The 23,972-nt window shown below is 57.6% G+C and carries 23 protein-coding genes; 15 read left to right on the forward strand and 8 right to left on the reverse strand.

What is annotated here, in order from left to right; all coding sequences use genetic code 11:
* Positions 1-2: 2 nt before the first annotated feature.
* The 3 genes from IF205_RS07580 to IF205_RS07590 all read right to left on the reverse strand — a co-directional run bounded on the left by IF205_RS07580 (position 3) and on the right by IF205_RS07590 (position 3,565).
* The gene (locus IF205_RS07580; protein WP_259782684.1) at positions 3-1,082 is read right to left on the reverse strand and encodes a putative 2-aminoethylphosphonate ABC transporter ATP-binding protein; all 1,080 of its coding nucleotides are present in this window, start codon (positions 1,080-1,082) and stop codon (positions 3-5) included.
* Positions 1,083-1,252: 170 nt separating this feature from the next.
* Complete coding sequence (locus IF205_RS07585) at positions 1,253-2,278, reverse strand: putative 2-aminoethylphosphonate ABC transporter substrate-binding protein (protein WP_259782685.1); 1,026 nt, start codon at positions 2,276-2,278, stop codon at positions 1,253-1,255.
* Between the two features lie 330 nt (positions 2,279-2,608).
* On the reverse strand, positions 2,609-3,565 hold the full coding sequence (locus IF205_RS07590) for a calcium/sodium antiporter (RefSeq protein WP_259782686.1): 957 nt from the start codon (positions 3,563-3,565) through the stop codon (positions 2,609-2,611).
* A 406-nt stretch (positions 3,566-3,971) separates the two neighbouring features.
* Here IF205_RS07590 and IF205_RS07595 point away from each other — a divergent pair, with 406 nt between their 5' ends.
* Entirely contained in the window at positions 3,972-5,687 is a 1,716-nt protein-coding gene (locus IF205_RS07595) for a Na/Pi cotransporter family protein (protein ID WP_259782687.1), read from the forward strand.
* Between the two features lie 14 nt (positions 5,688-5,701).
* Here the strand turns inward: IF205_RS07595 and IF205_RS07600 are convergent, their stop codons facing one another.
* The gene (locus tag IF205_RS07600) at positions 5,702-6,586 is read right to left on the reverse strand and encodes a MurR/RpiR family transcriptional regulator (protein ID WP_259782688.1); all 885 of its coding nucleotides are present in this window, start codon (positions 6,584-6,586) and stop codon (positions 5,702-5,704) included.
* Positions 6,587-6,885: 299 nt separating this feature from the next.
* Here IF205_RS07600 and IF205_RS07605 point away from each other — a divergent pair, with 299 nt between their 5' ends.
* The 5 genes from IF205_RS07605 to IF205_RS07625 all read left to right on the forward strand — a co-directional run bounded on the left by IF205_RS07605 (position 6,886) and on the right by IF205_RS07625 (position 12,824).
* Positions 6,886-8,271, forward strand: a complete 1,386-nt coding sequence (locus tag IF205_RS07605) for a glutamine synthetase family protein (RefSeq protein WP_259782689.1) — start codon at positions 6,886-6,888, stop codon at positions 8,269-8,271.
* 74 nt (positions 8,272-8,345) lie between these two features.
* Positions 8,346-9,737 (forward strand): aldehyde dehydrogenase family protein, encoded by a 1,392-nt coding sequence (locus tag IF205_RS07610; RefSeq protein ID WP_259782690.1) that lies wholly within the window; start codon positions 8,346-8,348, stop codon positions 9,735-9,737.
* Positions 9,738-9,770: 33 nt separating this feature from the next.
* Positions 9,771-10,934 carry an iron-containing alcohol dehydrogenase gene (locus IF205_RS07615; protein ID WP_259782691.1) on the forward strand — a complete coding sequence of 388 codons (1,164 nt, stop codon included), beginning with the start codon at positions 9,771-9,773 and terminating at the stop codon, positions 10,932-10,934.
* A 100-nt stretch (positions 10,935-11,034) separates the two neighbouring features.
* A complete protein-coding gene (locus tag IF205_RS07620) occupies positions 11,035-11,907 on the forward strand; it encodes a helix-turn-helix transcriptional regulator (protein ID WP_259782692.1) in 873 nt (290 codons plus the stop codon).
* A 50-nt stretch (positions 11,908-11,957) separates the two neighbouring features.
* A complete protein-coding gene (locus IF205_RS07625) occupies positions 11,958-12,824 on the forward strand; it encodes a helix-turn-helix transcriptional regulator (RefSeq protein ID WP_259782693.1) in 867 nt (288 codons plus the stop codon).
* Between the two features lie 15 nt (positions 12,825-12,839).
* Here IF205_RS07625 and IF205_RS07630 read toward each other — a convergent pair whose 3' ends face one another.
* Positions 12,840-13,112: a DUF4242 domain-containing protein gene (locus IF205_RS07630; protein WP_259782694.1), complete on the reverse strand. Its 273-nt coding sequence runs from the start codon at positions 13,110-13,112 to the stop codon at positions 12,840-12,842.
* A gap of 260 nt (positions 13,113-13,372) precedes the next feature.
* Between IF205_RS07630 and IF205_RS07635 the strand changes: the two genes are divergently transcribed.
* From IF205_RS07635 to IF205_RS07660, 6 genes are all read left to right on the forward strand, one after another.
* Positions 13,373-14,029: an AzlC family ABC transporter permease gene (locus IF205_RS07635; RefSeq protein ID WP_259782695.1), complete on the forward strand. Its 657-nt coding sequence runs from the start codon at positions 13,373-13,375 to the stop codon at positions 14,027-14,029.
* Positions 14,019-14,321, forward strand: coding sequence for a branched-chain amino acid transport AzlD family protein (locus IF205_RS07640; protein WP_259782696.1), 303 nt, complete (start codon positions 14,019-14,021; stop codon positions 14,319-14,321). The genes IF205_RS07635 and IF205_RS07640 overlap by 11 nt, the downstream gene beginning before the upstream one ends.
* 187 nt (positions 14,322-14,508) lie before the next feature.
* A complete protein-coding gene (locus IF205_RS07645) occupies positions 14,509-15,726 on the forward strand; it encodes an adenylate/guanylate cyclase domain-containing protein (RefSeq protein WP_259782697.1) in 1,218 nt (405 codons plus the stop codon).
* Positions 15,727-15,849: 123 nt separating this feature from the next.
* Positions 15,850-17,283 (forward strand): aminodeoxychorismate synthase component I, encoded by a 1,434-nt coding sequence (pabB, locus tag IF205_RS07650; RefSeq protein ID WP_259782698.1) that lies wholly within the window; start codon positions 15,850-15,852, stop codon positions 17,281-17,283.
* Positions 17,280-17,888, forward strand: a complete 609-nt coding sequence (locus tag IF205_RS07655; RefSeq protein ID WP_259782699.1) for an anthranilate synthase component II — start codon at positions 17,280-17,282, stop codon at positions 17,886-17,888. The genes pabB and IF205_RS07655 overlap by 4 nt, the downstream gene beginning before the upstream one ends.
* The gene (locus IF205_RS07660) at positions 17,872-18,678 is read left to right on the forward strand and encodes an aminotransferase class IV (RefSeq protein ID WP_259782700.1); all 807 of its coding nucleotides are present in this window, start codon (positions 17,872-17,874) and stop codon (positions 18,676-18,678) included. Before IF205_RS07655 ends, IF205_RS07660 begins: the two co-directional genes overlap by 17 nt.
* Here IF205_RS07660 and IF205_RS07665 read toward each other — a convergent pair.
* Positions 18,666-19,616 carry a DUF2817 domain-containing protein gene (locus tag IF205_RS07665; protein WP_259782701.1) on the reverse strand — a complete coding sequence of 317 codons (951 nt, stop codon included), beginning with the start codon at positions 19,614-19,616 and terminating at the stop codon, positions 18,666-18,668. The two genes, IF205_RS07660 and IF205_RS07665, sit on opposite strands and share 13 nt — an antisense overlap.
* Positions 19,617-19,747: 131 nt before the next feature.
* Here IF205_RS07665 and IF205_RS07670 point away from each other — a divergent pair, with 131 nt between their 5' ends.
* Entirely contained in the window at positions 19,748-20,299 is a 552-nt protein-coding gene (locus tag IF205_RS07670) for a tetratricopeptide repeat protein (RefSeq protein ID WP_259782702.1), read from the forward strand.
* 82 nt (positions 20,300-20,381) lie between these two features.
* Here the strand turns inward: IF205_RS07670 and pyk are convergent, their stop codons facing one another.
* A complete protein-coding gene (gene pyk, locus IF205_RS07675) occupies positions 20,382-21,836 on the reverse strand; it encodes a pyruvate kinase (RefSeq protein ID WP_259782703.1) in 1,455 nt (484 codons plus the stop codon).
* 233 nt (positions 21,837-22,069) lie between these two features.
* On the opposite strand from pyk, the gene IF205_RS07680 reads away from it, so the two are divergent.
* The gene (locus IF205_RS07680) at positions 22,070-22,903 is read left to right on the forward strand and encodes an IclR family transcriptional regulator domain-containing protein (RefSeq protein WP_259782704.1); all 834 of its coding nucleotides are present in this window, start codon (positions 22,070-22,072) and stop codon (positions 22,901-22,903) included.
* On the opposite strand, the gene IF205_RS07685 is transcribed toward IF205_RS07680, so the two are convergent.
* Positions 22,904-23,479, reverse strand: coding sequence for a UbiX family flavin prenyltransferase (locus IF205_RS07685; protein ID WP_259782705.1), 576 nt, complete (start codon positions 23,477-23,479; stop codon positions 22,904-22,906). It abuts the gene before it with no gap.
* Positions 23,480-23,755: 276 nt separating this feature from the next.
* Here IF205_RS07685 and IF205_RS07690 point away from each other — a divergent pair, with 276 nt between their 5' ends.
* A complete protein-coding gene (locus IF205_RS07690) occupies positions 23,756-23,929 on the forward strand; it encodes a YdcH family protein (protein WP_259782706.1) in 174 nt (57 codons plus the stop codon).
* Positions 23,930-23,972: the final 43 nt, after the last annotated feature.

A 23,972-nucleotide genomic window follows, 5' to 3' on the forward strand; every position in this document is an offset into this window, starting at 1 on the left:
GATCAACCCTCCGCCGGGAAAAGCCGAATGTGGCTCGCCGGTACGCGCAGGTTCATTTCGCGGCCATTTTCCAACGATACACGGCGCGAAAGGTTGATGGAGAAATCAGCCTGGATTGTGCGTTGACCGATGTCGCCGCCGCTCAGGTCCGCACGGAAGAAGGAGCCGAGGAATTCCATGTCCTTCAGATTGACGTTGATTGCGTTTTCCGTGTTGCCGTCTTCGATGGCAATGAGGTCTTCCGGCCGGATTGCGACCTGGACGGAATCACCCACTTTGTAGCCGTTGGTCTCGCAGGAAAGCTTGTGTTGGCCTACCTGGACCGCGTTGCCGTCGACGATAACCCCGTCGATGAAATTCATCTGACCGATGAAATCGGCAACGAAGGCTGTCTGCGGTGTGCGGTAGATTTCCATCGGTGTGCCGACCTGTTCGATCACCCCGTGGTTCATGACGACGATACGGTCGGCCATGGTCAGGGCTTCTTCCTGGTCATGGGTCACCATGATGGTGGTGATGCCCAGTTTGCTCTGCAGTTCCTTGATCTCGTGGCGTAGATGAACGCGGACCCGTGCGTCCAGTGCCGACAGCGGCTCGTCCAGCAACAGCAGGCCGGGATTGGTCGCAATCGCGCGCGCGAGGGCCACGCGCTGTTGCTGCCCACCGGAAAGCTGGGCCGGGTATTTGTTGCCCTGATCCGGCAGTCCGACCGTTGCGAGCAATTCCTGTACGCGGTTGTCGATGTCTGCTTTTTTCATTTTCCGGTTTTCAAGGCCATAAGCCACATTCTTGGCTACGGTCATATTCGGAAACAGGGCGTAGGACTGGAACACAATCCCGAAATCGCGTTTGGACGGGGGCAGGGCGGAGATATCCTTGCCACCCTGGAAGATTTTACCGGCAGTCTGGATATCCAGACCCGCAATTGCGCGTAGCAAGGTTGTCTTGCCGCAACCCGACGGCCCGAGGAAGCAGACGAATTCACCCTCTTCCACGGTCATCGAAACATCTTTCAGTGCGGTGAAATCGCCAAATTGTTTCACCACATTCTGAATTTGCAAATAGGAGTCCTGGCTTGACATAGTCTTGTCCTTCCATGCGCAAGTTACTGGCTGTGATGCGGGCAGGGAGGCCGGTGGAGCGGTCCCGTGCTTAAGGGCGAAACACAGCGAAATTACGGAATTACAAACGGGAAAGGCGGCCCGGGATCATGCAATCCCAGGCCGTCTCTTATCTCGCGGTGTCGCGTGGATTATTTCGCTTCCGACTTGCTGTCGTAGCGCTTGGTCCACTCGTCAAGGATCTTGTCACGATTGACAGCCGCCCATTCGAAGTCGTTGTTGATCATCGCCTCGGTAATGCCTTCCGGGAAGTATTTCACCGGCTTGGCAACGCCCGGATAGGCAACAACGGCATAGCCTTTGTTGTACATCACGTTGGCGTCTTTGGTGATGGTGAAGTCAACCAGCTTTTTCGCGGCTTCCAGTTTCTTGGTGCCTTTCACGATTGCGGTGGCTTCCATGTCCCAACCAACACCTTCGGTCGGGATAACGATTTCGAGCGGAGCGCCCTTGGCTTTGGACTTGGCGCCACGGAAGGCAAAGCTTACACCGATCGGCACTTCACCGGCCGCAGCCTGCTTGCAGGGCTTGGAGCCGGAGTGGGTGTACCAGGCGATGTTTTCATGCAGACCGTCCATGAACTTCCAGCCGCCGTCTTCACCGAATATCTGCAGCCAGGAGGAAACGTCCAGGAAGCCGGTGCCGGAAGAAGCCGGGTTCGGCATGGCAACATGGCCTTTGTAAACCGGCTTGGTCAGGTCTTCCCAGGAGGTCGGCATCGGCAGGCCTTTGGCCTTGGCTTCAACGGTGTTGACGCAAACTGCGGCAACCCAGGCATCCATACCGGTCCAGGTCGGCGGGGTGGCTTTGTCGACAAACTGGGCGTCCAGCTTTTCAACGCCAGCCGGGGCATAGCCTTCCAGCATGCCCTCGGATTTCAGTTTCATCAGCGAGGTTGCGGCCAGGCCCCAGACAACGTCAGCCTGCGGGTTGTCTTTTTCCGCCAGCAGTTTCGCCGTTACGACGCCGGTGGAATCGCGAACCCATTTGATGTGGATGTCAGGATTGGATTTGTTGAATTCTTTTGCGTAACGCTTAAGGTCTTCTGCCTCGACCGCAGTGTAGACCGTCAGTGTTTCCGCCATGGCAACGTTGGCATAAACAGCCGCCAGCGATACGCCAAGAAGGCCCAGTTTCAGCTTTTTCGTAAAGCCCATTGTGAATGCTCCCAATTAAGTTCCCCAGATAAGGAAATGCCCGTTGCTTCCCCGCGGGTTTCATTCCCTATACGGAAGCAGCAGCGAACGAGGATCTTGGAGCCCTTTACGCAACACTGCTGCATGGTCCCAAGATGTAAGCACATATCTGGAACAGGAAGGAGACGTTTTTGTTACAGAAATAAAAAAAATATAAGAAAACGGCACGAGATATAGATAATATCTATCCAATCCATAGCCCGTTTTTATATTGGACGACCATTCAATAAAGAAAACTAATAACAGCGAAGAGCCCGTGCGGGGAATGCCGAATCTTGTGACCGTTTTTGGTTAAATCGGTAGTCGGGTCGCCAGGCTGCCTATGTAAATGACATATCCGGCAAGCAAAATTGCCGCGTCCCGGCGGCAGATTTTCAGGTCGCCGAAGAGCATGGGAACCAGTGCAAGAGAGGCGGCCAGCATGACCCACATGTCGATCTGGCGGATATCGGGAACGATCTCCAACGGGTGGACCATTGCGGTCAGGCCCAGAATGGACAGAATGTTGAACAGGCAGGAGCCCATGACATTCGCAACGGCCACATCGGCATGTTTGCGGCTGGCTGCAACAATGGTGGCGGCCAGTTCCGGCAGCGACGTGCCCAGTGCCACAATCGTCAGGCCGATAATCGACTCAGGCACGCCAAAGTCGGTTGCGATGTTGACCGCACCTTCCACCAGCAGCCTTGCGCCGCCGACAAGGGCGCCCAGGCCCAGAAGCAGATAAAGCGTAATGACGGCGGGGTTGTCCGGCACATTCTGTAATTCGTCAACTTCACGTTCGTGCAGGTCCGCAACTTCGCCTTCCCGGCGGTCCTGGATATAGGACCAGGCAAGATAACCGACCAGAACGGCAACCATAATGGCGCCCTGCCAGAAGACGATTTTCCCGGTCATGCCCAAAATGACCAGCAGGACCATCGAGGCCTGCATCATCAGGCCATCGCGGCGCAGGGCCTTGGGGTCACAGACCAGCGGTGTGATCATGCCGCCGACACCGACTATCAGCAGAATATTGGAGATATTGCTGCCGACCACATTGCCAATGGCAAGGGCCGGTTGGCCGTCAATCGCGGCCTGCATGGTGACGACTAATTCCGGAGCCGAAGTACCAAAACCGATAACCGTCAGACCGATCATGGCTGGAGAGACGCCCAGTTTTTTTGCCAATGCAATGGCGCCGCGCAGGGCTCCCTCACCACCGACAAACAGCAAGACGAGGCCGACCAGAATTAGAAGTGCATCCATGAAAACTACGACCAACCCCGAAGGGATCGGCTAACCCCAAAAATAATGAACCGTGAATTTGTTCCCCTCATATGCGGGCTTTACGCCGAAATGCAAGGGTGAAGTTTCCAATCAGGCGTGATGTGGCGGTGCTGTCTGGAGGCGGAAACATAGAGTAATGCCGCAGTTGACCATAGTGTTTATCTATACCGACGTCCAAAATACGGTTGTTCGGTTCCAATATTACTTTTAGGTAGTCCTTGACGTATGTAATATTTCTGTAACATTACGAATTAAATGGCTCCCTAATGTTTGTCTTGATGGCAAGAATTAAGGAGTCCTATCATTGCCGGTCGGTCCCGGATCGGTTGAACAGGTGAACGACCCGTCGTTTTGACGGGATAAAAACAAAAAGAAAGGTGGGGACATGTCTGCGACAATGCTGTTGCTTAATCTGATTGGTGCGGTTGCTTTGCTGCTCTGGGGAATGCGGATGGTCCGCACCGGTGCACAGCGTGCATTCGGTGCCCGGCTGCGTCATTTCATGCAGCGCTGGCTGACCAACCGTTTCGCGGCCTTCGGGGCCGGGCTTGGGGTTACGGGCCTTCTGCAAAGCAGTACGGCGGCCTGCCTCATGACTGCGGATTTCGCCGCGCAGGGCGTGGTGGCGCTTTCCGTGGCGCTTGCCATCATGTTGGGCGCAGATGTCGGGACCAGTCTTGTCGCGCAGGTGTTCAGTTTCGATTTCTCCTGGGCCTCGCCTTTGCTGATCCTGGTTGGCTTCGCTACCTTCTCCAGCAGCCCGAAGAAGCGCCGGCGCAGCATTGGCCGCATTTTCCTGGGACTGGGGCTGATGCTGTTGTCGCTGAAGCTGATCGTCGCCAGTTCGGCCCCGCTTCGCTCGTCCGACACCATGCTGGTCGTGATCCGTGCGCTGGAAGGTGAACCGTTGCTTGCGGTCCTGATCGCAGGGGTTTTGACCTGGCTGGCGCATTCCAGCCTTGCCACTGTTCTGCTGGTGGCGTCCTTGGCCGCATCAGGCTCCATTTCCGAACAACTGGCTTTGACGCTTGTCATCGGGGCGAACCTGGGCGGGGCCTTGCCGCCGATCATGGCAACCTTGCACGGGGCGCGTGCGGGGCGCTGTGTCGCCATCGGCAATGCCTTGTTCAAGGTGGTGGGCGCGATGATCGTCCTGTCGTCCCTTGGCGTGATCATGCCTTATCTGGCGATGCTGGACCCTGATCCGGTCCGGATGAGTGTCAACCTGCATACTGCATTCAATATTGGTCTGGCGGTCATCTTCCTGCCCCTGATCACCTTTTCCGCGCAGATTGTCGAACGCCTTGTGCCCGAGGAAACCTTGCCCGAGGAAGAGCGGATGCTCGAACGCAATCTCGGGTACCACGAGGATATGGACCCGGATATCGCCCTCACCAACGCGACCCGCGAAGTTCTGCGTATGGGGGACCTTGTTGACGATATGTTGGAACGAACGATGACGTCTTTGCGCGAAGGCGGTGACCCGACGGATATTGCTGCCATCGGCCAACGTGACGACATGATCGACCAGCTTTATGAAGCCGTGAAACTTTATCTGACGGAAATGCGCCGTGAGGCCCTGGACGATGATGAAAGTCGGCGTTGCGGCGATGTGATGTCCTTTTGCACCAATCTGGAGCATATCGGGGACATTATCGAAAATATCGTCGATGCGGCGGTCAAGAAGCAGAAGAAGATGCTGCATTTCTCTGCGGAAGGGCAGGAAGAGCTGGACCAGCTTTACAGCCGTCTCCACGACAACCTCCGTCTCGCGCTGGGTGTGTTTATTTCAGGTGATCTGCCGATGGCCCGGAAGTTGTTGCGGGAAAAAGTGGCCTTCCGCGCCTTGGAGCAGCAGGCTGCCGAGAACCATTACAAGCGTCTGGAAGAGGGGCGCCCGGAGACAATTGAAACGTCTGCCATGCATCTTGACGTTATCCGTGATTTGAAACGCGTTAACTCCCATCTGGCGTCTGTCGCCTATCCGATCCTGGAACAGGCGGGCGAATTGCGGACATCCCGTCTGCGTGCGGAGAAAAGCGGGGCGCAGTCCCCGGCAGGTGGCGCGTGGTCAGGACGGGAAGTTCACTCCAGTTCTTGAGGTGGAAGGGCGCGTTAAAGTGATATCTGCGCCCTGTATTGTTCCAGCAAACCAATCCTGTCCTTGATCCGATCCCAATGCCGGTCCAGCAATGCACCGACAAGGGCTTCGGTCAGGACAAGGGTTGCGGCGTGGGAGTCCCAGCGCGCCTGGACGTCGATATGCAGGGGGAAGATATGCCGCGCCACGCGGGAGACGGGCGACAGCCACTGATCCGTTATCAGGATGATGATGCCGCCCTTGGCCGCCGCCTGCTCTGCGAAAAGCTCCATGTCTTTCTGGTAGCGCCGGACATCGAAGACGACCGTCACATCGCCCTTCTTCATGTCGGCGAGATTTTCCGGCCAGGTGCTGGAATGGTTGTCCAGCCGAAAGACATCCTCGCGGATCAGGCGCAGATGGCGATAGCAATAGCGCGCGATCGGATCCGTGATCCGGCCGCCCATCAGGTAGATGTTCCGCTCCGAATCCCCCAATAGCTCAACTGTCGAGTCGAAATCCGCACGTGCGATACCGTCCAGCAGGGCCTGGATATTGCGGGCGGCGGCCAGCGCATGTTTCGACAGCGAGTCGGGTGTGCTTGGTTGTTGCGGGGCCTCGAAGACCTGGGCGCTGCCGGTTCCCTGGCCACGGCTGAGCGGTGAGGCCAGCCGCGCCTTCACTTCGTTGCGGAGCGCGGACTGAAAATCCGGATAGCTGTCAAACCCGATCTTGGCGATCAGGCGCAGGACCGTGGGGGCGCTGACCCCGGATTGGCTGGCAAAGTTGGAAACGGTTTCCAGGCCTGCCATGGGGTAATTGGCCAACAACCATTGTGCGGGTTTGCGTTCGGAAGGCGTCAGGCTTTCCAGCTTGCCGCGCAGTGTTTCGGCAATGGTGCTCGCTTTCGTCTCGCTCACGGCTTTTCCCCTCAAAATTGGTTCTGTAAAATTTATTACAGCCTAATCATGGGGCGGGGCAAGGATTTCTGGACAAATGGGTAAATTATCCGTCACGAAAGGCGTTTTTCGACGAAATATTGAAAAATAAACAGCGTGATTGCCGAATATCCTATTTGACAGGGTTAAACGACCTATGTAACAATTTTTTCAAATCGGGGCGCCATCCGCATTTTTGCGTAAAATCTGTTCCAGGCAGCAAGATGCCGGAAGGGCGATAAACCTGACAATCAACAGGCCATGTTCGGGGAGACAGCGGAATGGACGGAGCACAATTTATGAATGCGCGTGACGTGAAGACGGTGGCTGATGCCAAGAGAATCGTCCAGGAACGCGGCATCGACTATGTGAAAGTCGGCATCTTTGACGTCGACGGGATCATGCGCGGCAAATATATGAGCCGCGAAAAGTTCTTTTCCGCTCTCGACGGCGGTTTCGGTTTCTGTGATGTGGTGCTGGGCTGGGACTCCAACGACCAGCTTTATGACAGCGCCACCTATACCGGCTGGCACACGGCCTATCCGGATGCGCCGGTGCGGATCATTCCGGAAAGCTGCCGCGAACTGCCGATGGAGGAAAATTCCATCCTCTTCCTGGGGGAATTCGAAGAAAAGGCGGAAACGGTGTGTCCGCGTGGCGTGTTGCGCCGGGTGCTGGACCGCGCCGACAAAATGGGCCTGAAAGCAACGGCGGCTTGTGAATTTGAATTCTTCGTCTTCGATGAAACGCCGGAAAGCGTGCGCGAAAAGAATTACAAGGACCTGGAAAACATCACGCCGGGTTTCTTCGGATATTCCATGCTGCGCAACTCTGTGCATTCCGAGTTCTATCACGACCTGCTCAACCTCTGCACCGAGATGGACATGCCCATCGAAGGCCTGCATACGGAAACCGGTCCGGGTGTGCTGGAGGCGGCACTGGCCCATGATGACGCCTTGTCGGCAGCCGATAAGGCCTCGCTGTTCAAGACCTTCACCAAGATCCTGTGCCAGCGTCAGGGGTGGATGGCGACATTCATGGCAAAATGGTCCGGCGAATATCCTGGTCAGTCAGGGCATATCCATATCTCGCTTGCCAACAAGGACGGCAGTTCTGCCTTCCATGACACCAGCAAGACGAACAATATGTCCGACACCATGCGCCATTTCATCGGCGGCCAGCAGGCCCTGATGCCGGAAATCCTGGCTATGGTTGCCTGCACGGTAAACAGCTATTCCCGTTTGATCCCGGGCTACTGGGCACCGACGGAGGCCACCTGGAGTGTCGACAACCGGACGACTGCCCTGCGCGCGATCCCCGGTGGTGAGAAATCCCAGCGCGTTGAATACCGCATTGCGGCGGCTGATATTAACCCCTATATCGCCCTTGCGGCGGCAATCGGCTCCGGCCTGTGGGGGATCGAGAATAAAATCGAACCGACCGCACCGGTCGAAGGCAATGCCTACGAGAAGAAATTCCCGGCCAAACTGCAACTGCCGCAGACCCTTTACGAGGCAGCCGGTCGCCTGCGCAAGTCCAAGGCGGCGCAGGACCTGTTCGGTAAAGATTTCGTGGAACATTTCGCCCAGTCCCGTGAGTGGGAGGAACGTGAGTTCCGCAAGGCCATTACCAGTTGGGAAATGGAACGTTATTTCGAAATTATCTGATTTCGCCTGATCGACACATCCAGGGGGCTTTGGCCCCCGCCATACGCAAAACAATTCAGTTTGAGAGGTATTCCATGACGGAAATGCTGCAAATCATCACGCCGGTTGACGGCAGCGTTTACGCCGAACGCCCGGCTGCCAACTGGGACCAGATCGATGCGGTCCTCGCCAAAGCCGACGCGGCCCAGAAATCCTGGAAAAAGACGCCGCTGGCCGAACGTCAGGCGCTGATGACCAAAGCCCTGGAAGCGTTCCTGGCGAAGAAAGATGAAATCGCAGAAGAACTGTCCTGGCAGATCGGTCGTCCGGCCAGCCAGTCTCCCGGTGAGATGGGCGGTTTCGAGGAACGCGCGCGCTATATGATCGAGATCGCGCCGAAGGCTCTGGCCGACGTGGACCCGGGCCAGAAGGACGGCTTCAATCGCTTTATCCGCCGCGAACCTCTCGGTGTTGTCGCGATCATTGCCCCCTGGAATTTCCCGTATATGACGGCAGTGAACGGTGTCTTCCCGGCCCTTCTGGCAGGCAACGCAGTTGTCTTGAAACATTCGCAGCAGACCCTGCTCTGTGCGGAACGTTTCGCGGATGCCTTCAAGGAAGCTGGCTTGCCGGAAGGTGTGTTCCAGTATGTCCACACTGATCATGCCAATGCAGAACGCCTGATGGGCGACGCGCGCGTGGATTTCGTCAATTTCACGGGCTCCGTTCGCGGTGGTCACGCGGTACAGCAGGCGGTTTCCGGCAAGTTTATCGGCACCGGCCTGGAACTGGGTGGCAAAGACCCTGCCTATGTCCGTGCGGATGCCAACCTGGACCATGCCATTGAAAGCCTGGTGGATGGTGCATTCTTCAACTCCGGCCAGTCCTGCTGCGGGATTGAACGCATCTATGTCCATGAGGATGTCTACGAACAATTCGTCGAAGGCTATGCCGCGCTGACCCGTCAGTACAAGCTGGGCAACCCGATGGAAGACGGTGTCAACCTGGGCCCGGTAGTACGGACTGCTGCTGCGGAATTTATCCGTGGTCAGGTCGCCGATGCCGTGAAGGCTGGGGCGAAAGCCCTGATCGACCCGGCGGATTTTGCTGCGAACAAGGAAGGCACACCCTATCTGGCGCCGCAGGTTGTGGTCGATGTGGACCATTCCATGCGTGTCATGACCGAAGAAAGCTTTGGTCCGGTCGTTGGTATCATGAAGGTTTCCTCCGATGAGGAAGCGATCAAACTGATGAATGACAGCGAATACGGTCTGACTGCCTCGATCTGGACGACTGACGAAGAGGCTGCCCTGCGTCTGGGTGACGACGTTGAAACCGGGACCTTGTTCATGAACCGCTGTGACTATCTGGACCCGGCCCTGGCCTGGACCGGTGTGAAGAATTCCGGTCGCGGTTGCACCCTGTCTTCCGTCGGTTTCGAGGCGCTAACGCGCCCGAAAAGCTTCCACCTGCGTACCAAGATTTAACCCGTCGATCGGCGATCTGAAGGACAAAGACGAATGAGCACTAAAAAAGGAAACTGGAATTACCCGACAGCGATGGTTTTCGGCGCGGGTACCATCACGCAGCTTCCCGAACAATGCAAAAAGCTGGGCATGAAACGCCCTCTGCTGATCACGGATTTCGGCCTGCGGGACCTGCCGATGGTCAAGGATGCCGTTGCTGCCTGTGAGGCCGCCGGTCTTGGTATCGGTCTGTTCGCGGATGTGAAAGGCAACCCGGTCGGCAAGAATGTGGATGATGGCGTTGCCGCCTATCACGCTGGTGACCATGACGGCGTTATCGCCTTTGGCGGCGGCAGTGGTCTGGATGCAGCCAAGGCCGTTGCACTGATGGCCGGTCAGGATCGCCCGCTTTGGGATTTCGAAGATGTCGGCGACAACTGGACCCGTGTGAAACCGGAAGGTGTCGCCCCGATTATTGCGGTGCCAACCACCTCCGGCACCGGTTCGGAAGTGGGCCGTGCATCGGTTATCACCAACGAGGAAACCCATGAGAAGAAAATCATCTTCCATCCGAAGATGGTTCCCGCCGTGGTGATTTCCGACCCGGAACTGACGGTTGGTCTGCCGCCGCATATCACGGCTGCAACGGGCATTGACGCCTTCGTGCATTGCTTCGAGGCTTATTGCGCGCCGGGTTATCACCCGATGGCCGACGGTATTGCGTTGGAAGGCATGCGCCTGATCGCCGATGCCCTGCCGCGTGCTTATGCTGACGGCACGGACATCGACGCCCGTGCCGACATGCTGGCGGCGGCCTCCATGGGGGCAACGGCTTTCCAGAAGGGCCTGGGCGGTGTGCACGCAATCGCGCATCCGGTGGGCGCTGTCTACGACACCCATCACGGTCTGACCAATGCGATCCTGCTGCCCTATGTGATGCAGCATAACCGCGATGCGATCGAAGATCGTATGCCGTTGCTGGCGCGTATCCTCGACCTGCCGGAAGCCAATTACGACGCCGTTCTGAAATGGGTATTGGATTTCCGGGCCAAGCTGGGCACGCCGAATACGCTGGCCGAAATCGACGTTCCTGCGGATCGGGCTGATGAAATCGGTGAAATGGCGGCTCGCGATCCGTCTGCCGGTGGCAACCCGAAACCGGTTTCCGCAGCAGACCTGAAGGCGATCTTCATCGCTGCGGTGGAAGGCAAACTCTAAACACGCTTCTTCCGACGTGTGTTGCCAACTGCACCGGCCCTTAATTGGGTCGGTGCAATTTTTTACAAGACCTATCCTTCTGCCTGGATACAATGGAGCCATGTTAACAGGCATTGCGCAACAGGAAGCCGTCTACGAGGATGGGCTGCAAAGACAGGAGATGACGCGTTTCTGGATGGATTCGCGTTTTGATGACCTGGAATGCCTGCATGCGCGCTTTACCAAATATGTCTATTCGCCGCACACCCATGACACCTATGCCTTCGGGACCGTTATATGCGGGACCGAATTGTATCGCAGCCGCGGCTGTGAAAATGCCCTGAACGGTGGGGAATCCACTGTTATCAATCCGGGCGACCTGCATGACGGGCGTCCCGCCGAAGGTGGTTACGAATATCGCATGTTCTATCCCTCTGTCGCCCTGATGCGGCGCGCGCTGGCCGAGGTCACGGAAAGTGACAGCGAGGAACTGCCCTATTTCAACAATTCCCATATGGCCGACCCGGAAATTTCGTCCCGGATCGCCAATCTGCATGTGTTGCTGGCCAATGGGGGAGATACCCTCGAGGCAGAAGAGAAGATGCTGGAGATGCTGACCCTGCTGATCCGGCGTTATGCGGATGGCAAACATGAAGCCAAGGCCTTGGGGCGCGAAGGGGGCGCCATTCAGCGCGTGCGAAACTATGTGGAAGATCAACTGGAAACGGATTTCCATCTGGAAGACCTGTCAGGTCTGGTGGATATGAACCAGTTTCGCCTGATCCGTTCCTTCAAAAAGGAAACGGGCCAGACGCCCCATGCCTATGTGATCAACCGGCGCATTGAGCGTGCAAAGCGTATGATGCGGGCCGGGGCGACCCTGGCGGAGGTTTCCGTGGCCTGCGGCTTTTACGATCAAAGCCACCTGAACCGCGCCTTCAAAAAGACAGTTGGCGTTACGCCCAAGGTCTATCGCGATGCTTGCCTGAGCTAATTGCAATTCTGTACAAGACAAAAGGGTTTCAATCTCGTTAATCAGGCCACATGTCCGCAATTCTTGATACACATGATCAATGCTCAGGCCAGTCCGCCAAAACGGGCTGGGCCCAGTTTTGGGTGGATCGTCACTTCCACGATCTGGAATATATGCATTCCATGGACCGGCAGCATTGTTTCGGACCGCATACCCATGACACATTCGTGCTGGGCAGTGTGGAGCGAGGCGGCCTGACCTATCACAGTCGCGGCTGTCAGGCGTCGTTGGCATCGGGGCAGGTTCTGGCGATCAACCCCGGTGATTTGCACGACTGCCGCCCGGCGGAGGGCGGGGCCAGTTATCGCATGCTGTATCCATCAGACCATATGATGGAGGAGGTCGCGGGCACATTGGGTATTCGCGGGGGAAGACCGCCGCGTTTCGTAACATCCACACTGGATGACCCCGAACTGGCTGTGCGGGTCTGCAGGCTGCACCGTCTGTCCCAGGCCGGTGTTGGGCGTTTGACGAGTGAAGGCGAGATGCTGGATATGCTGCGCCTGCTGTTCTCCCGGCATGGGGATGCGATCATTGTTGAGGACCGGGTGACGGGCGATCATCGCCTGGTACGCCATGCCTGTGCCTATCTGGAAGAACATCTGGACCGGGATGTCAGCCTGTCGGAGCTTTCCGAGCAGCTTGCCGTCAACCAGTTCCGGTTGATCCGGGAGTTTCGCAAAGTGGCCGGGCTGACGCCGCATGCCTATCTGACGAACCGCCGCCTGGGGCATGCCAAGAAAGCATTGGCGCAGGGGCGCGGGCTGGCGCAAACGGCCGTGGACTTCGGTTTTTGGGACCAAAGCCATTTTCACCGCTGGTTCAAACGCGCCTTTGGCATTACCCCCAAAGCCTATCAGGATGCCTATCGGACCTAGAAAGCTGCCCGCCAGCTATTTGGCAGTAGTCGGGTCGATCATCCCGGTGACTTCCGTGATCTTGTTGGCCGGAAAACCGCTGAGTTTCGAATGGGCGATGACGTCATCCTCGCTATCAGCCAGATAGATGCAGAATGTCTTGTCTGCCGTCACGTAGGAATGTTCCCACTGCACCTTTGGTGCAAGTTTCGCCAAGGCTTCGTTGGACGTCGCCGCTGCCGTCGACAGGTCTTTCGGCGGCATTTTCCCGATGGCCGGAATATCGCGTTCGATGACAAAGCGTTTCATGTGAGGGCCCCTTTCTGAAATTCTCCCCCCCTGTTGAGGTCATGACCCCGCCAGCCGGTGCGGCGGGCCTCTTTTTAAGGTAGATCGGATTCCGGCGTGTCGAGGGCCGTTATGCAATTTTATCCAATAAATCCCGGTGGCAGCCTGATAGCTTCTCACCAGTTCGGTTGTTGATAAGAGAAAAAGTAATGTCGGATGGAATAGCGATAGCAGAGCAGGGAGGGAGCCCTCACTCCTCCTTTCTGCGTGGAATGTGGGATATGTTTCCATTGGCGGTCGGGGCCGCGCCCTTTGGTTTGATGGTCGGTGCGCTGGCGGCGCAGGCGGATCTGGGGCAATGGGATATCCTCATGATGAGCAGCCTGGTATTCGCCGGGGCAAGTCAGTTTACCGCCCTTGATATGTGGGCGACCCCGGTGCCGGCCCTGTCCATCATCGGTGTCACATTGCTGGTGAACCTGCGTCATGTCCTTATGGGGGCAGCGGTCGCCCCGCATATCCGGCATTTGCCCACCTGGTGCCGCTGGTCCTTTCTCTACGTCATGTCGGATGAATCCTGGGCCATGGTTCTGCGGTCCGCAGCCAAACGGAAACTGAACGCGGCCTATGTCCTGGGCGTGATCCTGCCCTTCTATCTGAACTGGCTGCTTTGGAGTGTGCTGGGCGTGACCTTCGGTCAGGTGGTCAAGGACCCGGAAACCTATGGTTTTGATTTTGTCTTCACCGCGGTCTTCATCACGCTTGTCATGGGGTTCTGGCGGGGTTGGAAATCTGCACCGTCGCTGGCCGCAAGCGCGGTGACGGCCTGGGTTGCCCATCGCTACCTGCCGGGTGTCTGGTATATCTTCCTGGGCGGTGTTGCAGGCGTGGTCGCGGGCGCGATCGCCTACAAGGAGGAGGCCGATCATGTCAAATGACCAGATGATTATCCTCACGATCCTGGGGATGGCAGCGGTGACGGCGCTGACGCGTTATAGCGGCTATTGGCTGATGGGACGTTTCGCTATCAAGGGCCGTCTGGCCGGTGCCCTGGAGGCTGTGCCCGGTGCGGTTCTGATCGCGATTATCACGCCGACGGCGCTGGATTCCGGCCCGGCGGAGGCCATTGCGGCGATTGTCACCGTCATCCTGGCACTTCGGGTGCCAACTCTGGCGGCCATCGCGGGCGGGGTCGGAACCGTCGTCGCATTGCGTTATTTTATTGGTTGACGTGTAACGGCCCTCATTCAGAAAACACGGTATCGGTCCAGGCCCTTGCCTAGGCAGGGCCTGCTATCCATATATGCCCCCAGACGGATAGCGAGCCTTCGTGCCCGCGAAAATCAGACTGTTTTCACGCTGTTTATTGATAGAATGGCGGCATGGGCGGCGGACCACAGCAACAAAGGATGGGACCGTGAGTGAGATTTCAAAGGAATCCTGGGCAAAAGGCTTTTGGCCGGATCCGGTCATTGAGTGGGCGGCGACGTCTATGGTCGACGGAAATGCGCCTGAGGTCTGGATCCAGGGACTGGCGGAAACCATCCTGGCGGGCGGCATCCCCATTTCCCGGATGAGGATCATGTTCCGTATCCTGCATCCGCAACTCACAGCCCTGGGTTTTCGATGGGAGCGAGGCGACACGGAAATCGAGGTACATCGGGTTCTCCACGGCCTGGAAGGACGGGATATCTATCGAAACAGTCCCGTTCGTGTGCTGGACTCGGGCGAAGAAAGCGAAATCCGCCGCGACCTTACCCGACCGGTTGAAGATTTGGATTTTCCGGTTCTGCATGAACTGAAGGAAGAGGGCATGACTGACTATCTTGCCCTGACGATTTTTACCTCCGTCAGTCGTAATGGCGTGGTGACCTTTGCCACAGACCAGGATGGCGGTTTTACCGAGCATGAGGTGGAACGCCTGCGTCAGGTCGTGCGTGCGGCCTCGCGCGCGGTGGAAATTTTGGTTCGTCATGAGACGGCCTTGTCTCTTTTGCGGGCCTATCTGGGCCATGAAACCGGGGGGCGCGTGCTGCGCGGTGCCGTTGAACGCGGTGACGGTCAAAGCCAGGATGCCGTGATCTGGTTCTCCGACCTGCGCGGTTCCACTAGATTGTCGGAGGAATTGCCCGCACCGGACTATCTTTCTTTGTTGAACAACTATTTTGATTGTCTTGCCGAACCGGTTATGGCGCGCGAAGGAGAGGTTCTGCGGTTTATCGGTGATGCTGTCTTGGCAATTTTCCCGGTACCGGCCAACGATGATGCAGGCTGGCAGCGCGCCTGCGAGAATGCGCTGGCTGCAGCGCGCGAGGCCGAACAACGTGTTGATGAGCTGAACAGGGCCCGGACAGAAGAAGGCCGCGATCCGATCGGTTACGGCATCGGCCTTCATCTGGGCCGCGTCCATTACGGCAATATCGGTACGGCAGAGCGGGTGGAATTCACGGTTGTGGGACGGGCCGCCAATGAGGCGGCCAAGATCGAGGCCATGTGCAAGCCGCTTAAACAACGCCTGGTGGTGTCGGAAGAGCTGACCAAATATCATCAGGGGCCCTGGGTACAACTGGGCCGTCACGCCATCCCCGGTACAAAGGCGGATATGGAGCTTTTCACGATGGGGGCCGCATCCTAGGACCAAGGGTGCGATGCAGCTTTGGACTCTTCGCAGGCAGGCATATATAAGTCGCGCAGTGTATGATCTATCGGTGTGCCATTTTGTAAAATGGCGTCCTGCGCAATAGTGAGTAACCGTTCGATGAGCCAACCTGCACGCGTTGAAGAAATCCCCTATCGGGATCCGGCATCGCTGTTCCCGGCGTTTGCCGATCTGCCCTATCCGCTGTTCCTTGACAGTGCGATGGCCGAACCGCGTCTGGGCACGGTTTCCTATATTGCGGCGGACCCGTTCAAGGTTATCTGCACCGACGGGGCGACGACCACGATTGATGATGCGGCGGTCGACGGACAACCCTTCGATATCCTGAAGGCTGAACTGGCCCGCTATGAGCTGGAGCGCCATGAAGACCCCGATGTGCCGCCGTTTCAGGGAGGCGCTGCCGGTCTGTTCGGTTATGACCTTGCCTGGGGCCTGGAAAACCTGCCGGACACGCAGTCCGATGAAATGCAGTTCCCGGCCATGGCGGTGGGGTTCTACGATGTGGTGCTGGCCTTCGACCATAATGCCAAACGCGCCTGGTTGATCAGTACGGGTCAGCCTGAGGCAACACAGGCCGGCCGGGAAAAACGGGCGTGTGAACGCGCTGCCCGGTTCCGCGACCTGCTGATCGACGAGGCCGACTGGCCGGTGATGATCATGCCCGCGCTGGACTGGGAATACAGTGACAGCCGCGCGGAATATGAAGCGAAGGTCCAGAAGGTCATCGACTATATCTATGCAGGAGACATCTTTCAGGCCAACCTGTCCCAGCGATTTGCCGCCGACTTGCCGGACGGTTTCGACAGCCTCGCCTTCTATGGCCGCCTGCGTCAGATGAATAGTGCGACTTTCTGCGGTTATTTTTCCACCGGCGATACGGTGATCGCTTCTTCATCGCCGGAGCGGTTCCTGAAGGTCGACGCCGGTCGGGTGGAAACACGGCCGATCAAGGGGACCCGTCCGCGCGGTGAAACCGCGGCAGAAGACAGGGCCCTTGCCGCGGAACTGCTGGCCAGTGACAAGGATCGCGCCGAAAATGTGATGATCGTTGACCTGCTGCGCAACGACCTGTCGAAAAACTGTGCTCCGCATACGGTGACGGTGCCGGAACTATGTGCCTTGGAAAGCTATGCATCCGTGCATCACCTTGTCTCTGCCGTAACAGGGGCCTTGAAGGCTGGGCGGTCTGCTGTCGATTTGCTGGCGGGCAGTTTCCCCGGCGGGTCGATCACCGGTGCGCCGAAAGTTCGCGCCATGGAAATCATTGCGGAATTGGAACAGGAACGGCGCGGCCCTTATTGTGGCTCTCTCGGGTTTATCAGCTTTGCCGGGGATATGGATACCAGCATCCTGATCCGAACCCTTGCGATCCGGAACAACCGGATCACCTTCCAGGCCGGAGGCGGCATTGTGGCCGATTCCGACCCTGCGGCTGAATATGAAGAAACCCTGGTCAAAGGCCGTCGCCTGTTTGAGGCGCTCGCGGCCATGACGTCGGGGCGCGCAGAGCAGTCAAACAAGGCCGTGTCATGATCCTGCTGATCGATAACTACGATTCCTTCGTCTACAATCTGGCGCGCTATTTGGAAGAGGCTGGGCGGGAGGTTCGTGTGATCCGCAATGATGCAATCACTGTGGACGGGATTGTCGCTATGGCACCGGAAGCAATTGTGATATCGCCCGGCCCCTGCACCCCCAATGAGGCCGGAATTTCGCTTGAGGTGATCGAAAAGCTGGGGCCGACCATCCCCATTCTCGGTGTTTGCCTTGGTCATCAGGCCATCGGCCAGATCTATGGCGGCACTGTCGCCCGTGCTGTGCGACCGCTCCATGGTAAGACCTCCGACATTGATCATGATGGGACTGGCGTTTTTGACAGTCTGCCCTCGCCCCTGAAAGTAACACGCTATCACTCCCTGGTCGTGCATTTGCCGGAAGATGGGCAGGATTGTCCCCTCGTGGTCAACGCAACCGCGCCGGACGGTGAGATCATGGCATTTCGTCATTGCCAATATCCGATTTTCGGCGTTCAGTTCCATCCGGAAGCCGTGCTGACCGAAGGGGGGCACAAGCTTCTGGAGAATTTCCTCACGCAGTCGGATAAGGTGGGCGAGACTTGTGATGAAGCTGTGGATTGATGGTGTCCTCAAAGACGTAGACCGGGCGCGGATTGCGCCCAACGATCGCGGTTTCCTGTTGGCGGATGGCTTGTTTGAGACGATGCGCGCCGTTGACGGCAAGGTGCAGTTCTTCCATGCCCATTATCGCCGCCTTTGCGAGGGGATAAAGGTTCTGGGGTTTTATACCGAATGGACTGAAGACCTGCTGGACGAGGCCTGCCGGGACTTGCTGGCGGCCAATGACCTGGTCGATGCATCCCTGCGCCTGACGGTGACGCGTGGCACCGGGCCGCGTGGTCTTCTGCCACCCCATGACGTTGCGCCTACCATCATGCTGACGGCCTTCGGGATGACCCATGAACCACATACACTGCCTGCGGCGTCTCTGACGGTCAGCGATATCCGCCGTAACGAGGGCTCACCGCTTAGCCGGATCAAGGCTCTTGGTTATCTGGATAACATCATGGCGCTGAGCGCCGCGCGCGATGCGGGATTTGACGACGCGGTCATGCTCAACAATGCCGGGCGGGTCTGTTCTGCCACGGCGGCCAATATCTTTGCGATGACCGGACAGCGCCTTGTGACGCCGCCTTTGGAAGACGGCGTATTGGGCGGGATCACGCGGGCGCGTCTGCTGAAAGCGGCGGCAGGGCAGGGATATGACGTGGTAGAGGAGAGCCTGGGTGTTGAGCAGCTCAAATCTGCCGACAGTTTGTATCTGACCAACAGCCTGATTGGAATCCGGCTTGTCGCGTCGCTCGACGGACAAGGCTTTGATACTGCAGCCTGCCCGATTCAGCTTGATTGAGGTTGTGGGCCAGAGGCCTTTTCGATTGCGTGCTCGATAATGGCTGACGCCTTTTTCCAGGTGGCGGGCTGCCAGCTCCTGTCGGTTGTATCCAGCAGAAATGAAAGGGCTGTGGCCCGGCCGGCTTCCGCCTCATAGCCGAAGCGGGCGACGGCGCCGCTGACGCTTGCGGATAATGTGTGCTGGGACAGGATATCATATAGGCCCACATGGCCAGCTTCGGCCGGGGAGGGCGCATTTTCGGTCAGTTCCTGCCAGAATGGTGCATCCTGACCGAACAATTCCACTGTTCCGGCTGGCCCGGGGGCTGTACCGATTTCCAGGACAAAAACCGCCTCGCATTCGCGGAGCTTGTTTTCGACGATGGCGTCGATAACGCGGTTATCCCAGGCAGGCACGATAAGGTCCGAAAGAGGCCGGTTTTCAAGTTCCTGCCGACTGAATCCCGATGAAACGGCACTCTGGCCCTTGTCCAGCAGAAAGCGCGCCTCGGCACGGGCCAGCATGTCGTCGTCCCATTGCTGTGCGTCAGATGTTTCCGGTTCCGTTGGCTGTGTATCCGCTGTCTGCGTCGCAGGGGCAGGGACATCGCCGCCCTCCCATAGCGGTCCCTTGGGGTTGACTGCGTGGATCATCAAAAGCGATACGTCGCGGGGCAGACGGGTGTACAACTGTTGCCGGATTGCTGCGGTCATAACACCGGAGGCGAGAAAGGATGAACGTCCTCCCTCCGACGGTGCCAGAATCAAGACGGTCTTTGCCGCAGGGGAGCCGAACAGGGCGATATCCGCAAAGGCGGGCTTGCTGTCGTTTTCACTGCCGGTGGCCTGACCGGGAAAGGCGCTGACGCGAATGCCGGCCATGTCACAGGCAGCAAGAAAGCGTGCCCGTGCAAGACCCAGCGTATCGGAAAAACAGTCGAAGATTTCATCCCTCATGGGCGGAGATTAGCGAGAGTCGCCCCGGCTCTGCAACACAACAAAAGGCATCACAACTTTGCTAGCTCCGGCCTCATTACAGGCATGAAGCAGGAAATCCTGATATACTGGGCGTTGGAAGGTTTAGGACCATGCGCTATTTGTTGACTGTCATCACCATCGTGATTGCCTTGGCTTCGTCTCCTGTTGCTGCGGATCAGAAGGACAAGCGTCTTCCTCCTCTGTTTGACCAGCTCTCCGAGGATATAGACAATGCGCAGGCGCATTCCCTTGAGTTGAAAATCTGGTCGATCTGGCTGGAAAGTGGCAATAGCGATATTGATGAGTTGATGCAGCAAGGCATGATGGCCTTGACCGTCGGTGGCTATCGGCACGCCATTCGTCTGTTTTCCGAGATCGTGGAGCGGGCCCCCGATTACGCCGAAGGCTGGAACAAACGTGCGACGGTCTTCTATCTGATCGGACACCATCGCGAATCCATTGATGATGTGGAACACACGCTGGCGCTGGAACCCCGGCATTTCGGAGCGATTGCGGGGTTGGGCCTCAATCTGGAAGCGCTGGGGGAAAAGCAGGAGGCGATTGATGCCTATCGTGAAGCCTTGGCCGTAAACCCCCACCTGCAGCGTATTCGCGATCGCCTTGATCACCTCGTCAAGGAGTTGGAAGACCAGGCAATCTAGCCAGAGCTAGGCAACCCAGAACGAAAGACACCGCCTGTGGCGCAGGCGGTGTCTTTCTTTGTTAAAGCATTTGGTTCCGGTGTTAGAAGCCGGAAACTTCGTGCAATTCGTCTTTCGGTCGGATGCGGGCAATGCGCAGGATATTGGTTTTGCCCGGCGTGCCGAAAGGCAGGCCTGCGGTGATGACGATCCGGTCGTCCGTTTCCACAAATTCGTCGATTCGTGCCTGATGGACGGCGGTTTCGATCATGTCTTCCATGCTGCGGGCATCAGGCGCGCGGCAGGAATGAACGCCCCAGACAATTGCCATCCGGCGGGCGGTGTCTGTGCGCGGTGTCAGGCAGATGACTGGCATTTCCGGACGTTGGCGCGCAACGCGCAGCGTGGTCGAACCGGACGTTGTGTAGGTCGCGATTGCCTTGGCATCAATGGTGCTGCCGATCTGCTGAACCGCTGCACTGATGGCGTCCGGGGTGGTGGCTTCCGGCTCCGGCCGTTCGGACGCCAGGTTCTTCCAATAGGCGTCGTCTTTCTGCACCCGGTTGATGATGCGGTTCATCATTTCCACCGCTTCCACCGGATATTTGCCAACAGCGGTCTCCGCAGAGAGCATCACGGCATCCGCGCCTTCATAGACGGCATTGGCAACGTCGGTTGCCTCTGCGCGGGTCGGAACAGGGCGTTCAACCATGGAATCCAGCATCTGGGTGGCGACCACAACCGGCTTACCGGCCCGGCGGCAGGCCCGCACAATACGGCGTTGCAGGATCGGCACGTCTTCCGGCGGCATTTCCACACCAAGGTCGCCACGGGCCACCATGATGCCGTCGGCCAGTTCCACGATTCCGTCAAGACGGTCGATGGCGGCCGGTTTTTCCAATTTTGCCAGAACCAGCGCGCGGTCACGGACCAGTATCTTGGCCTCTTCGATATCTTCAGGGCGCTGCACAAAGCTGAGCGCACACCAGTCAACACCGGCTTCCAGGCCAAATTCCATGTCGGCCCGGTCTTTCTTTGTCAGCGGTGACAGCGGCAGAACCACGCCGGGCACATTCACGCCCTTCCGGTCGGACAGGGGGCCGCCGACGACAACTTCCGTATCGGCGAATTCCTTACCGCATTCGGTGACGCGCAGCTTGACCCGGCCATCGTCCAAAAGCAGCTCCGCACCCGTTTCCAGGGCGGCGAAGATTTCCGGGTGGGGAAGCTGGATTCGGCTTTGATCGCCAGCCTTATCGGTCAGGTCCAGGCGAAAATGATCGCCTGTAGCCAGATCAATAGGGCCGTCACCAAATTGCCCGACGCGCAGTTTCGGACCCTGAAGGTCCATCATTACCGCGATGGGGCGGCCTGTCTCGTTTTCAACCTCGCGAATCGCGTCCAGGCGCTTCTTGTGCTCTTCATAGGCGCCATGGCTGAAATTCAGGCGGAATACGTCCACTCCTGCCCTGAACAAGGCATCAATTTTTTCCGGGCTGGAGGTGCCGGGCCCCAAGGTGGCGACGATTTTTGTGAGATGTTCGCGCCGAATGCGCATGATCAAAACCTTCCTGTATTAACTGCATATGGGTGATCTTGCGCCTGCGTTTTTTGTTCTTTGCCGCCATAATAAGCAAAATTGTCCAATTTTACAGCGTTTTTTCCCTATGCTGCGTCAATTTGAGGCTTGCTGGCGCGGTGGTGAATGATATTTTTCCATCTGGTGAAAATACTGTGAAAAAATTGGATTCCAATATGGTGACGAGCACAAAGCGGCCCGGGAGTGGCGGGATGACCCGCCGCCGTGGCAGACCTTCCACCAAAGCCGACAGTGCAATGGGGATGGACGGGCCGGTTCGGTCACTGACGCGGGCCCTGACACTTCTGGAGACGGTTGCCAGCCACCCTCACGGGATCAGTCTGGGTGATCTGGCGGAGCGCGTGGAACTTGCGCCATCCACGGCCCATCGGTTGCTGAAGGGGTTGGAGTTGCGCCGCTTTGTCCGTCAGGACGAGGAACGCGGGCTTTGGTTCGTCGGGGTGCAGGCGTTTTTCGTTGGTTCCGCATTTCTACATGAGCGTGATTTTGTCGCCATTTCCCGTCCCTTCATGCGTCAGGCGATGGAACAGGGCGGAGAATCCGTCAACCTTGCGGTAAGGGATGGGGCGGACGCCATCTATCTGACGCAGGTCGAATGCCGTCAGATGATGCGCACCCAGGCAACGCCGGGCGGGCGTGCACCGCTTCATGCCTCTGCTGTGGGCAAGGCCCTGCTGTCGGGCCTGAACTGGCGACAGTCGGAAAGGCTGCTGTCCAGGCTGGACCTGTACAAGCTGACAGAGAAGACGTTGACGGATGTGGATATGGTCCAGGATGACCTTGATAAGGCTCGCCGACAGGGTTATGCGGTGGATGATGAGGAACACGCGGTTGGCTTGCGCTGTGTCTCCGCCCCCATCTTCAATGAATTCGGCGAACCGCTTGCGGCAATTTCCATGTCCGGTCCGATGGCGCGGATCGACGATGAACGTCTGGCAGAATTCGGGCGCCTGATGGCCGCAACGGCACGCGCCGTAACCGGAGAACTTGGCGGCCAGATGCCACCAGGTTTCGGGATGGAGTGATTATTCCTCCGGCATCCGCCAGCGTTTGACCTTGCCCGTGTCCAGGCCAAACAGATCCAGCACACGGCCTACATTATGATCGACCAGATCGTCCAGATTTTCCGGCTTTGTATAGAAAGCGGGAACCGGCGGCGCGATGATGCCGCCCATCTCCGAGACGGTCAGCATATTGCGCAGATGGACATTGGTGAGCGGTGTTTCCCGCGTCATCAGGACAAGTCTGCGCCGTTCCTTCAGGACCACATCGGCAGCCCGGCTCATCAGGCTGCTGGTAACGCCGGTTGCAATTTCCGCGAGTGACTTCATGGAGCAGGGGGCGATTACCATGCCTTCGGTCGGAAAACTGCCGCTGGAGCAGGGGGCGCCGACATCGCCGATCGGGTAGACAACATCGGCCAGGGCCTTCACGTCCTTCGGCGACAGATCGGTTTCATATCCGATGGTCATTTCAGCCGCTTTCGAGAGGATCAAATGGCTCTCAACGCCGATTTCCCGAAGGGTTTCGAGCATTCGGATGCCGAACACCGCACCGGAAGCACCTGATATACCGACAATTAGTTTTTTCTTGCTACTCATCACTCGACATCTCTGATGGCTGTAGTACCATATAGACATGACGCCTACAGCGTCATCAAGCGAAATGGGCCGAACCCCGGCCCAAAAAAAGAGCGCTTTGCGCTGATTTGGAATGAGTGGCTGTATGGGAGAGACTTCTACATACTAGAGTTTACAGCCTGAATGTTACCATTCGGTGAAAGTGTTCGGCTGTATCTGCCATTATTTCCCGCAAAGTGCCTTATGGAAGGCTGGGGCCTGCCCGCAAATGCAACTTGCAATAGCGGAGGTTTTTCCATGAGCATACACGACCGCATCTCCTCGCTCAAAGCCCGCCACACGGAGCTTAAGAAACAGGTGGACCAGGAAATGGCCCGCCCTATGCCTGACGATGAGGTCCTCCGCGAACTAAAACATGAAAAACTCCATTTGAAGGACGAAATACACCATCTGGAACTAAGCGCCCACTAGAGCGCTTGTCCTACTGAAGGGAGAAGGAAGCCCGCAGGCCTCT

It is taken from the genome of Aestuariispira ectoiniformans (assembly GCF_025136295.1).
GTDB lineage: Bacteria > Pseudomonadota > Alphaproteobacteria > UBA8366 > Aestuariispiraceae > Aestuariispira_A > Aestuariispira_A ectoiniformans.